The organism is Acinetobacter towneri DSM 14962 = CIP 107472 (assembly GCF_000368785.1).
Taxonomy (GTDB): Bacteria; Pseudomonadota; Gammaproteobacteria; order Pseudomonadales; family Moraxellaceae; genus Acinetobacter; species Acinetobacter towneri.
Window position 1 is genome coordinate 212,876 of sequence record NZ_KB849695.1, and the last position, 12,642, is coordinate 225,517.

Annotated in this window: 8 protein-coding genes and 1 pseudogene; 2 read left to right on the forward strand and 7 right to left on the reverse strand. The window is 44.4% G+C overall.

Annotated elements, in window-relative coordinates:
* Nucleotides 1–183: 183 nt before the first annotated feature.
* Together istA and istB are read left to right on the forward strand one after the other, a co-directional pair.
* On the forward strand, nt 184–1,209 hold the full coding sequence (gene istA / locus F947_RS13725) for an IS21-like element ISEc57 family transposase (RefSeq protein WP_004972870.1): 1,026 nt from the start codon (nt 184–186) through the stop codon (nt 1,207–1,209).
* Nucleotides 1,209–1,982, forward strand: coding sequence for an IS21-like element ISEc57 family helper ATPase IstB (istB, locus tag F947_RS13730; protein WP_004972895.1), 774 nt, complete (start codon nt 1,209–1,211; stop codon nt 1,980–1,982). Before istA ends, istB begins: the two co-directional genes overlap by 1 nt.
* Before the next feature lie 75 nt (nt 1,983–2,057).
* Here istB and tnpC read toward each other — a convergent pair.
* The 7 genes and pseudogenes from tnpC to F947_RS14765 all read right to left on the reverse strand — a co-directional run.
* Nucleotides 2,058–3,224, reverse strand: a pseudogene (tnpC, locus tag F947_RS13735) (IS66 family transposase); the annotation flags it as partial.
* A 74-nt stretch (nt 3,225–3,298) separates the two neighbouring features.
* The gene (gene tnpB, locus F947_RS13740) at nt 3,299–3,688 is read right to left on the reverse strand and encodes an IS66 family insertion sequence element accessory protein TnpB (protein WP_079376920.1); all 390 of its coding nucleotides are present in this window, start codon (nt 3,686–3,688) and stop codon (nt 3,299–3,301) included.
* Entirely contained in the window at nt 3,631–4,014 is a 384-nt protein-coding gene (locus tag F947_RS13745; RefSeq protein WP_001055585.1) for a transposase, read from the reverse strand. The genes tnpB and F947_RS13745 overlap by 58 nt, the downstream gene beginning before the upstream one ends.
* 265 nt (nt 4,015–4,279) lie before the next feature.
* Nucleotides 4,280–5,461, reverse strand: a complete 1,182-nt coding sequence (locus tag F947_RS13750; RefSeq protein WP_004977005.1) for an HlyD family type I secretion periplasmic adaptor subunit — start codon at nt 5,459–5,461, stop codon at nt 4,280–4,282.
* Entirely contained in the window at nt 5,458–7,587 is a 2,130-nt protein-coding gene (locus F947_RS13755) for a type I secretion system permease/ATPase (protein ID WP_004977006.1), read from the reverse strand. The genes F947_RS13750 and F947_RS13755 overlap by 4 nt, the downstream gene beginning before the upstream one ends.
* Entirely contained in the window at nt 7,584–9,098 is a 1,515-nt protein-coding gene (locus tag F947_RS13760; RefSeq protein WP_004977007.1) for a TolC family protein, read from the reverse strand. The genes F947_RS13755 and F947_RS13760 overlap by 4 nt, the downstream gene beginning before the upstream one ends.
* Before the next feature lie 266 nt (nt 9,099–9,364).
* The coding region (locus F947_RS14765; RefSeq protein ID WP_004977012.1) for a GA-like domain-containing protein at nt 9,365–12,642 on the reverse strand (3,278 nt) is incomplete at its 5' end.

Here is a 12,642-nt window from a genome sequence, read left to right on the forward strand (position 1 = left end):
TACAGTTGTTGCATCACTGGTTGACTATGCTGTTGTCGGTATTCGCGGCGCTGTTCTGCTGTACCATCGGTCTTTTTCCTGAGTTCTGCTTCTATTGTTAGCGGCAATGTAAAAATGACCCCCCAACAGCATTTGAAAATTGACCCCCTTGGTTAATATAGTGGTCTTTTTGGACTGCTCAACATGTTAACTTTGGAGCAAGCAGTGACAATCCAAATACTTCATCAACAAGGTCAATCTATTAAGGCAATTAGCCGCGAACTCGGTATTTCTAGAAATACTGTGCGTAAATATTTACGATCTCAAGTAACACCTAAATATCAACGAACACAATCTAAAGTGAGTATTCTTGAGCCTTATAAACCGTATTTAATCAAACGTGTAAATGCCGCCGATCCAGAATGGATACCGGCTGCAGTGTTGTATCAAGAAATCTTGCAAAAAGGCTACACGGGGAAAATCAGAACACTACAAAATTATCTCAATACATTAAAGCCAACTAAACAACCAGAGCCGATTAAGCGATTTGAGACTCAACCAGGTCAACAAATGCAGGTTGATTTCACAATAATTCGACGTCATCACACCACATTAAAAGCATTTGTTGCAACTTTGGGATACTCTAGAGCAACCTTTGTTAAGTTTTATGATCATGAACGTTCTGATGCATGGATTGATGGCTTAGAAAGTGCTTTTCAGTTCTTTGGTGGTGTTCCTAAAGATGTATTATTTGATAATGCTAAGGCCATTATCATTGAACGTGATGCTTATCAAGATGGTCAACATCGCTGGAATGCTAAATTACTTGATTGTGCTAAGAAATATAACTTCCGACCACGTGTTTGTAAGCCATATCGTGCGCAAACAAAAGGTAAAGTGGAACGCTTTAATAGTTATTTGAAATCAAGTTTTATCGTGCCATTAAAAGCAAGTTTAAAGATGGTTGACCTTAGCTTAGATGTTGATATGGCAAATGCCTATATTGGTCGATGGCTTAGTGAAACAGCAAATCAACGCATTCATGCAACAACTAAAGAAAAACCAAGTACTCGTTTGCTTGAAGAACAAGAATATTTTTCTTCATTACCTTTATTTAATGATGGTTCTAAAAAATCTGTAATTGATGATGTTAGCCCATCATCACTCATACCTCATGAGAGTGTTCAACACCCCTTATCAATCTATGATGAATTACTGGAGGTTTCTTAATGAATTTACAGTATGAGCGTATTGAACAGCTTTGCCGTCAGCTTGGTCTACAAACAGTGGCATCACAATGGTCACATCATGCACAACAAACCTTAGCAAAGGATGGCAATTATGCAGATTTCGTTGAAGCTATGCTATTACATGAATACACAGCCAAGCAGCAACGTAGTCAACAGATTCTTTTACAACTTTCAGGTCTTACTCAAATCAAAACGTTGGAGGCTTATGATTTTAATTATGCTTTAGGTGCTCCAAAGTCGCAGTTGCTTGAACTATTTAATTTAAGCTTTATTCCAAGAGCTGAAAATGTTGTATTTATTGGTGCAAGTGGTGTTGGGAAAACACATCTATCAATGGCTTTAGGCTATAAGGCAATTATGAATAATATTAAGACTAAGTTTATTACTGCAGCTGATTTAATGTTGCAACTTAGCCTAGCTTATCAACAAGGTAAATTAAAAAACTACATGCAACGTGTTGTACTTGCTCCAAAGTTATTGATTATCGATGAAATAGGATATTTACCATTTGGTCGTGAAGAAGCAAATTTATTTTTTAATGTTATTGCCAAGCGCTATGAAAAAGGCAGTACGATTTTGACCAGTAATTTACCATTTAGCCAGTGGTCTAAATCATTCGCAGATGATGTTACTTTGACAGCAGCAATGTTGGATCGTTTATTACATCATTGTCATGTTGTACAAATATCTGGGGAAAGTTATCGTCTAAAAGATAAAAAGAGAGTAGGAATTCAACCACAAATTGAGTCTTAATAAATCATCAAAGGGGTCAATTTTACTTTGCTGTTTTTAAGGTAAAAGGGGTCAGTTTTAAATTGCCGTTGACACTATCGCATACAGTTTCTGAATCAGCACTAATGCCTGTTCAGCGACCTGACTTTTTTTGGTCACATGCAGTTCATGGAATTTACGACGCGCATGCGCCATGCAGCCCACCTCAATGACCTGACCTGATTTAAAACGTGCTTTATAACCACTGTAATCATCACAGACTAGATGGCCTTGCCAGCCATTCAGGAACTCTTCAGCATGCTGACCTGAACGGCTATCCTGAAAGTCATAGATCACCGCTTGAACTGGATTGTACTGTGTGGTGGCATAGGCCCAGACATAACCTTTCTTCGGTTTTTTCTCATTCTCACCCATCCGTATGATGGTGACCGGCGTTTCATTGGCATGGATCACCCGCTGTTGCAACACCACCTGTTTTAAGGCATTAGCCAGAGGTTCCAGTTCCACACCGCAGCGACCAATCCAGTCAGATAAAGTGGATCTGGACAGATCAATGCCAGCCCGCTGATAGATCAGGCGCTGACGGTACAGCGGCAAATGATCGGCATACTTCGATACCAGCACATGGCTGAGCAATTCAGGTGAAGCAATGCCTTTATCAATCACATAGGCGGGCATCGCTTGCTGAGTCAGAGTGTCGCACTGATCACAGACCCATTTGCCACGGACATGCTGTTCCTTATAGAACTTTGCCGGTCTGAAATGCAGTTTTTCACTGACATCTTCGCCGATACGACGGAGTTGGCAGCCACAAGCACATTGGGTTGATGCAGGTTCATGCTCAATACGGATGGTGTGTAGATGATCTGGCAGTGGTCGACGTTTAGGTTTATTGGTTTTGGCTTTCTGTGTCGCTGCATTGGTTTTATCTGCATTTAGCCGTTCCAGTTCTAGATCAACCGCGGCAATATCTTCTTCAACCGCTTCATCCCACAGATGGATTTGTTTTGCAGTGAGATGTTCGTTTTTACTGCCGAATTTGTGCTGTTTAAATAGTGCGAGTTCATGCTCGTATTTTTGATTGAGAATAGAAAGATGTTGAACTTTAGAATCTAATTGCTGATTGGTGACTTCAAGATGTTGAACTCTGGCATCTAATTGCTGGTTTGATTGTGCTAGAGACTGATGCTGCATCGCCAACTGTCTGGTGAATTCCAGCAGTTGTTCATGGGTCAGTTGGCTTAAGTCAGGCAGCGTATTCATGACCGCAGTATGCCTGAGGTCATGAAGAGAATGAAATAGAACGTTTGGAGGATGGCAGAATGGTCGAGCTTGGTTTAGAGCATATTCACCACTTGCTGCAATCCAATTCTCTGCCAGGGCAAACCTTGGATTAATGCCTGTAACTGTTCTGGGCTGAGGGCCACGGTTTCACCTTGGTGAACTTGAGCCCAGTGAAATTTACCCTGTTCCAAACGCCGGGCACACAGCCAGATGCCCAGTCCATCATGTACCAACACTTTCATACGATGACCACGTTTATTACAGAACAGGTAGGCGCAATGCGGTTTGATGTAGCCAAAGGCTCTCACCACCTGAGCCATGACAGTATCCATTCCTGCTCGCATATCCATGGGCTGGGTAGAGAGCCAAATTTCATTGATACGGATCATGTTGCCAGTGCCTTGAGTAATTCTGCCAAGGCAGGTATTTCTGATGTCTGCCATTTTAGCTGAATATCATTATTCGTATGAGGCACGGTGATACACAACGTGATCCTCTCATCAATAGGTTGGCTGATTGCAGCAGTGTAAGGCAAAGCAATAAATGCTGGATTCACATGAGTAGGATCCTGCACGGCACCCTCATGATGGCTGAAGATCCTGATCCAACGACTGACAAGGTTGGCATTAATACTATGTTGCAGTGCGACCGAAGCGATCGAGGTATTAGGATTTTTACAGGCATTGACAATACTGAGTTTGAATTCTTTGCTGTATTTTCGGCGTTTTTTAGCAACAGGAGGTGTTGCTGAATATATATCCATGTTCATGGATTAAGTCCCCACTTGTTTTTAGGTGGGAACTAAATTAAGGCTTATAGGATCGCTTGGTAAGGCTGTGTTAGCCGGATGCTTACCCTTTAAAGGCAAAAACAGCCATAAAAATGAGCGCCTGTGGCGCTCATTGTTCATTTCTATTACAGACTGTGCTTGCAGTTCAATGCAATTTCGAACACTCGGGTAAAAACTAAGCAAACCTCAAAGCTTAAACAAATAGCCAATAAGTATTACTAAAAACCTGATTTAAACCAAAATCTTAACGCTCTCTTAACGCCTCTTGCGCTTTATTAAACGGTTTAATCAGATAATCTAACACGCTTTTCTGACCCGTTTTAATATCCACTGTGGCCACCATACCTGGGGTAATACTAAACTGCTGCCCTGCTTTATTGTTCAGTTTATCGCTATTGGTTTGAATATAGACCCGATAATAAAACTGGTCTTGCTTGACCTCATCCCGAATGGTGTCGGGTGAAATCACCGTGACTTTACCTTTGAGTCCGCCATAAATGGAATAGTCATAGGCGGTGACTTTAACCAATGCTTCCTGACCTGGGTGAATAAAGGCAATATCTCGTGGTGAAATCCGCGCTTCGATCAGCAGTTTTTCATCCAGCGGTACCAAAGTCATCAGCTTGCCATTTTGTGCCACCACCCCACCTAAGGTCATGACATTAATTTCTTTGACAATCCCGCGTACAGGTGACTTAAAGACGGTACGGCTCAGGCTGTCCGACTTACCCTTCACAATTTGTCCTTGCGTTTCAATGTCGGTATTGGCTTTGGCCAATTCTTCACGGGCTTTGACCAAATATTGGTTACGGACATCGTTCATTTGATTCCGCAGTTCATTGGCTTGGCGTTTTAAGCGCAACACTTCCACTTCACTGGCTGCACCTTTGGCCACCAATGGTTCGGTCATGCCCAGCTCTTGCTGTACCAACAGCAAAGCCTGCTGCAAACCCGCCAAAGACTCCTCTAAATTAAAACGACGAGATTGATACAATGCGGTTTCTTCACGTACCAATGCGGGATCTTTTAAGACTTCGGCAGGAAAATGCAGTGCTGTACCATTCACTTCGGCACGCAACCGTGCAGCCGTGGCTTGCGAGGCCAATAATAATGATGCCGACTCACCCACATTGGAGGCCAAACGGGTCGGATCAAGCTGTGCCAACACCTGCCCCTGTTGCACAATTTGTCCTTCTTGTACATTGAGCTTGGTTAAAATCCCACCTTCAAGTGATTGAATGGTTTGTTCTTTAGAGGAAGGCACCACTTTTCCCGTGCCTGTGGACACTTCTTCGAGCTGGAATAACCACGCCCATGCCAACAACACCAACAAACCTATACCAATAATCCAAATAAATAAGCTAGCACTTGGCAAAGGCGGTTCAATGTGTGTCACTTTGTTCGGTTGCGAGGATTGCTGGCTCATGCTGTTGCCTCCGCCTGATTGGAAACTGACTGCTGCAAGATCTGTTGTTTACTGCCATCCATCACAATTTTTCCGTCTTGTAACACAATAATACGATCCACCAATTCCAGCACTGCACGACGGTGGGTGGCAATCACCAAGGTTTTTTGCCCCAACCACGTGTGTAAATGATTTATCAATTGTTTTTCAGTGACATCATCCAAGGCTGCGGTCGGTTCATCGAGGAGCACAATATTCGGCTGACGTAATAACAGCCGTGACAAGAGTAAAGCCTGACGTTGTCCGCCCGAAAAACCTGCTCCACCTTCCAAGACCTGATGATCTAAACCTTCTTTTTTCGCCAACACAAAATCCAAAGCCCCTGTCATTTTCAAGACCGTTAAAATGTCTTGATCTGTGGCCAAAGGTGCGCCCAGTTTAAGATTTTCCCGCACCGTTCCAAAAAATAAATGGGCATTTTGATTGAGCAAGCCCATATCACGACGCACATCGGCAGGGTCAATTAAACCCAAATCCACCCCATCCAGTTTAATTTTGCCTTGTACAGGTTCTTGCATGCCTGCCAACAGTTGTAACAGGGTCGATTTCCCTGCGCCATTGCGACCTAAAATTGCAATTTTTTCCCCTGCACGAATCTCGAGTTTTTGAATTGCCAAAGTCGCTTGCGCATCATCTTCGGCATATTTAAATAGGGTTTGGCTGAGCTCATACTGACCGTGCAAAGCTGTACGATGAATCAGATGGGCATGTTCCGCCTGATCGACAGGTTTTTTCATCAATTCATCCAAACTGGTTTTGGCCACTTTGGCTTGTTGCAAACGTCCCAGCACCCCCGAAATTTGGGCAATCGGCCCCAGCATCCGAGAGGATAAAATCGAACAGGCCACCAAGGCTCCCGTGGTCATATCGCCTTTCATGACTGCAAAACAGCCCACCAAAACCACAATGGCAAAGGTTAGGCCTTGGACTTTTTGCGTCCATGCGCCAACCACGCCCACCAATTTGCGCTGACGCATCGAAATCTCTGCCGAGACTTCATTCATATGGTTCCATTGGTTTTGAAAGCGTGCTTCGGCACGTAATAATTTAATATCTTCAATGCCCTGTACCGCTTCGACCAAGGTGGCATTACGAATTGCCCCTTCGCGCATACCTTCAGCAGCCAATTTCGCCAACGGTTTTTGAATCAAAATCCCTGGTAAAATCATCAACGGCACCACAGCCAACATCACCCAAAATAAATCGCCGCCAATTAACCAAAAAATGCCCAAGAACAATAAGAAAAACGGTAAATCGGCCACCGCTGAAATGGTGGTCGAAGTAACCAATTCCCGTACGCCTTCCAGTTCTCGAATTTGGGAAATAAAGGTGCCTGTGGACTTGGGACGTTCTTTATTTTTAATGCGTAGCGCATGACCAAAGACCCGATCTGAAATTTTCAAATCGGCCCGTTTGCCAATAATATCCGACAAATAAATACGGGCGACACGGATGCTAAATTCAAAGATCGCCGCCAACAATACCCCACCTGCCAACACCCACAAGGTCGGAATCGATTGGGCTGGAATCACCCGATCATAGACGTTCATGGAAAATAAAACCGTCGCCAAAGCCAAAATATTGGCCATTAAAGAGGCAAACATGACATCGATATAGCGTTTCCAATCCCGCAGGACAATTGACCAAAACCAGCTCGACTCATAGGGTTTGACATATTCATCAATCCGCACATCGGGGATCGATTTTTCAGGGCGTAAAATATAGACCTGTTGTATGCTGTGTTGCAGTTGTTGCAGCGTGAGCACTTGTGCCAAGCCTTGGTCACCGCTAAATTGTACGCTGGCATTGCCTGCGGCATCGAGTTTATCTAACACCCCGACCTGCCCATCGTGCATGGCAATGAGCACAGGTAAACGCCAAGGGTTTAAGATTTCGGGACTAAAGGCACTGGCTCTGACCTGTAGGCCAATTTGCCGCCCCATCAGAGTCACCAACTCATCGCTAGATGGGTTCGGGTTCCAGTCCAGTTGTAAACGTAAACGCTCTTCCGAAGCTTCAATGCGATAATGTTTGGCAATTGTTAAAACGGCTTGTAGCCAAGGCTGGTAGTGTATAGCGGTACTCATGGCTGAATCTCCACCCCTTGAATTTTAGTGTTATTGAGTTGGTAAAGATCACGGGAGCGCCCTGTGACATGAATATATTGAATTAAGCCTGCATAAATATCGTAACGGGCGGTTTCAATTTCTTGCGCTGCACTGTGAATTGCCTGCTCGGAATTTAACAAGTCCACCACGGTACGGGTGCCCAGTTTATATTGTTCTTGATACAGTTCTTTGGTACGGGCAGTGGTGTTTTTTCGCAATGCTAAAACCTCCATTTGCTTTTGTTTATTATCAATTTGCTCTCGAATCAAGCGAATTTGATCTAAAACATCTAAGTACACGCTTTGCACCTCGGCTTTGGCTGCCTGCTCGGCATACGCCGCTGAGCGTTGTTTGGCACGTAAAGCACCGCCTTGGAAAAAATTGCTGTTGGCTTCTAGCATGACTGAACTATACATGCCATCATCTTCATTATTATTGGGATTTTTTCCATTAAGTGCCTGATTTAAACTGCCTTTGACATAAATACTAGGGTAAACACTGCGTTTGGTTTCTTGGCTTTGGTATTGTGCCACTTGTACCGCAGCCTGTGCCGCCATCATTTTCGGAATTTGGCTAAAGCTGGGTTCTTCATATAACCCTGCATGACGAATCACAGTATCAGGCAGGCTCAGTTGTATATTGGATACGTCATAGCCCAACAGTGTTCTGAGCGTTTGTTGATATTGCTTGAGTTGACTTTCTTGGACGAGTAAATTGGACTGAGCTGCCTCTACATTGGACTGAGCTTGTACGGGGTCGGCCTGACTACTGATCCCTGCTTGGGCACGTAAATTGGCAATTTCGGCAATTCGAGCGATGCCTTGAATTTGCTGATGCGCAATTTTAACAATTTCCCGATAGCGGTTGATATTGACGATGGCATTGGCGGTTTGATAGGCAATATCATCAATACTCACGAGCACATTGGCCTGTTCTTGTAATAATTTGGCTTGTTCAATATTGACCGCACTTTTAATTTTGCCAAAGTCATACAGGACTTGGGTTGCCGATAGGCTGTAAAGTTGTCTACCCCGTTCACCTGTGGTTAAGTCAGCAGTGCTGATGCCCCCAGAAATTTGTGGATAATACTGCGCCTTAGCTGCATCGATATTTGCGGCTTGCCCTGCCAAAGTGGCAATACTGCGGGTGATTTCTGGACGACGTTGTAGCGCTTGTTGAATGGCGTCTTGTAAGCCTAGTTCGGCTATATATCTAACCGCCGCGGCATTTTTTGTGGGATGTCCAGTGGTTTGAGCCGTGCTGGTCACCACAGGCAACCGTTCTTGTAGCGACTGAATATCTAATGGAAATTGCTTAAACTGCTGCAAGTTGACTTGGTTTGCAGTTGCAGATTGCGGTGCGAATAGCTGCTGAATTCTATTTTTACTGGCATCAAAATAAGATGAGGAAGGCGCTGCATAAGCAGTGCTAAACGTGCTAGATATGGGTAAAAACAAGCATAACCATATCTTGGATTGGGTTAATTTCATGGTCTAAGTGTCGAATTTCTATTATGTTTACAAATCAAAAAAGGTATTGTACTGCTGTTGTTTATAGCAGCATTCCTGTCTATTTTAAAGCCATGTGTGCCACATCGATCATGATAAATTTACAATAAAAATCAACGATACAATTGATTCGCTAATGCCACATTTCAAGCTGCATTTAAAAACAAAGAAAAGCAGCATGCACCGCACACTGCTTTTCTTTAGCTTAGGACTAAATCAAGCCGTAGCTCAATCCAACCCTATGGATATTAACCAATGATAATTTGATTGTTATCAAGTAGTTGTTGCAAGGTTAAACCTGCTTGGTTTTCAAGTACCAGCAAGTCGGTTTTGCCATAAGTCGCGGAGTCACCATCACGGTCAATTTTAAGTACGGCATTGCCATTTGCATCATTGCTAACGCTAATAAACTTCTCAACCTTTGCAGTATCACTTAAATCAGACGCAAGCAGTCCAGTAAAGAAATTCTGATCAAACTGGATTTTGTCTTGTGTTTCAAAATCCGTCCATGTGTCTTTACCATTGCCTGCGGTGGCATCGCCAGCAGTCAAGACATTGTAAATGAGGGTGTCGATACCTAAACCACCTGTTAAAATGTCATTACCTGCACCACCATTCAGGATATCGTTACCTGCACCACCATCAAGGATGTCATCGCCTGCACCACCGTTCATCGTGTCATTACCTAAGCCACCAAGTAGTGTGTCATCACCCTGTCCGCCGTGTAATTGGTCATCACCAGCACCACCAAGCAGATAGTCCTTGCCGTCGCCACCTTCGAGGTAGTCATCGCCTGCGCCGCCGACCAGATAGTCGTCACCGCCTGAGCCGTAAATGGTATCGTCACCGTCGCCACCGTTGAGGTAGTGCTCAGCAAAGCTGGCTTCCGAGGTGCTGTCAGCACCACTGCCGGTACCTTGATTGATGTAGGTAACGGTTTGGCTAGAGCCATCACTAAAGTAAATAGTAATGGTAGAGCCAGCTAACTGATCTGCAAAGCTATTGTTTGGTGAAGTTTGGGTGTCGGTGTCCGCAGCAAAGTTAAATTCTTTGCCTTTGGTAAACTCGCCATCTTTAAAGTCGATGGTAAGTTTTTGCGGAGTTTTGTTCAGCACGCCTCCTTGGAAGTCGCTGATGCTATAGCTTTTCACTAAATCCGAACCATTGATTGACTGATGGCTGGGGCTATTCGATTTAAACGTTGATTGATTCTTATAATTAAAAGAACTTGATCCTGCACTAAAGTGAACTGCATTATTTGCTGAGTTATTTAAATCAATCACAACCTTAGTGATGCTTAAGCCAGGTTTACCGTTATCGAAATTGATAGCCCAACCATTTTGACTGCCACCCGTTTCGCCATTCACTGTAGCCACTACGTTAGTTGCATACATAACATCGTTACCATCGGTGCCATGTGTAAACAGGTTATCGGTATTTTTAATTGCAGGGTCTAAATCTGCGGTACTTGAGTCAAAGTCTAACACCTTAACAAGCAAGTCTTTCACGACGGTTTTTTCATACCCGTTACTTGTTTCCTGGGTGGTGGCTTCAATTTTCAAGTTAATGCTGAGTTTACCGTCTGGCAAGTCTGCCGCCGTTAGGTCTGGATTAGAGATAAATACTAATTGGTCTAAATCCCAAATAATATTGCCTGCGCTATCCATCAGATTTAACTCAGCACCGTCTGCAGCAACAAAGGTATTGGCGCCATCGGTAATGGTGCTACCCTCTGGAATGTTGGTGATCTTCAACACAGTCAGTGTTTCTGAACCATCATTATCAATCAGCGTAACATCAATACCTGACAGCTTGATTGGGTTGCCGATAATCCCTTCATCAACCACGCCAGCAGCAAAGTAACCGCCAAACTTCCCTTGGTGATCGCCGCTGCCACTTTCAACAAAAGTACCGACCTCAGCGCCCAGTGTAATTAGCTCTTCAGCACTGCCATACAAATGATAGTTATCACCTGTCAGCTCTTTAGAGGTGGCGGTGCTCCAATCTGCATCCACTGCCTTCTCAAGTACACTGATATCAAACTTACCTGATTTATTTAAGTTAGCGAAATAAGCTTCTATGGTGTAGTAGCCCGTGGCAGGTGGTATAAAACTGTTCACATAAATTGAGCCAGCACCAACGCCACCCGTAAATGTTGGACCATAATCCCCGTAAGCATTGCCCGTTGTTTGAGAAAGAACGTTGCCACCAATTTCAATAAACATTGAGTCGTCTGCATAGCCCTCAAAGCTATACTCACGCCCTGCTTCTAGGTAGATCAAACCGGTATAAGACACCGCATCGAATTTTCCATTGGCCACATCACTTCCTGTAAAGTTACCAGTGAAAACGTTGGCGCGTCCCGTTGAGTTAGCAGTGTTACCTTCCAATATTTGCTCAAGATGGCTTGAATCAAAAGTAGCCTTTTGGCTTTGAGTAATGGATATACCGTTATACGTCTTGAAGATTAAACCCGTTGATGGCGGCGCAGCAGGTAGATCAACTGGCGCTGACGTACCACCTGTGCCGCCTTCACCACCTGTGCCACCGTCATTAAAGATATTGGCTTTCAAGTCAATATTCACGCCATCAGCGACTGCTTCAACATGAACCTCTGCCGAGGCTGGAATATTCCACTCGCCATCGGTCACGTCAAAGGTGATTTCAACCGATTCCTCTGCCGAGGCGTTGGCAAAGTTTTCCTTTGGTTTAAAGGTCCAAGTGCCATTGCCATTATCGGTGATTGAGCCAAACTCTGGCGCAACAGCAACATCCTTAACAGATAATGACTCATGAGCACCTACACCGCTCAACAGATCCGCCTTTTTCAAAATAATAGCTGTGTCTTCATCAATACTGCCAAGGTCATATACATCTTCATAGTTCTCGCTTACGCTCGGTACGGTGATGTTCTCAAGTGCATCAATGCGATCTTGGAAGCCATCTTTGGCATCACTGGCTGGTAAGACATTCACTGCGTTGTGTGCAGCACCTAAGGCATCTTCTGCCACTTGGTATTTCGCTTGTAAGTCAGCCACTTCTGCTGGCGTGATGAAGGCGTCGTTGTTCGCCGCTGTCAACGCAACTTGGGCCGCTTGAACCGCTGCTTCCGCTGCACTTACCGCCGCTTCGGCGTCAGCAAACAGACCTTCGTTAACCGCAGGTACTTCAATGTCGTTTAAGCGACCTTGTTCAGTGCCAAGGTCAGTTAATAGATCATCTTTCGCGCTGCCATCTGGCAAGGCGTTGATCGCGCCTTGTGCTGCATCAAGTGCAGTTTGGGCATCAGTAATAGCTTGTTCAAGCGCATCGATTTCAGACTGTTCTACTTTGCCGTCAGCAATCGCATCGGCCAGTTTCTGCTCGGCGTTATCCCCCGCGGCTTTCGCATCGTCGAGTAAGCCAGCCGCATCATCGAAGGCATCGCTATCAACCGCAGGTACTTCAATGTCGTTTAAGCGACCTTGTTCAGTGCCAAGGTCAGTTAATAGATCATCTTTCGCGCTGCCATCTGGCAAGGCGTTGA

Bases quoted from the DNA above. Each gene is read 5' to 3' on its own strand.
- F947_RS13755 (WP_004977006.1), bottom strand. From the start codon at position 7,587: ATGAGTACCGCTATACACTACCAGCCTTGGCTACAAGCCGTTTTAACA.
- istA (WP_004972870.1), top strand. From the start codon at position 184: ATGTTAACTTTGGAGCAAGCAGTGACAATCCAAATACTTCATCAACAA.
- F947_RS13760 (WP_004977007.1), bottom strand. From the start codon at position 9,098: ATGAAATTAACCCAATCCAAGATATGGTTATGCTTGTTTTTACCCATA.
- F947_RS13750 (WP_004977005.1), bottom strand. From the start codon at position 5,461: ATGAGCCAGCAATCCTCGCAACCGAACAAAGTGACACACATTGAACCG.
- F947_RS13745 (WP_001055585.1), bottom strand. From the start codon at position 4,014: ATGAACATGGATATATATTCAGCAACACCTCCTGTTGCTAAAAAACGC.
- istB (WP_004972895.1), top strand. From the start codon at position 1,209: ATGAATTTACAGTATGAGCGTATTGAACAGCTTTGCCGTCAGCTTGGT.
- tnpB (WP_079376920.1), bottom strand. From the start codon at position 3,688: ATGGCAGACATCAGAAATACCTGCCTTGGCAGAATTACTCAAGGCACT.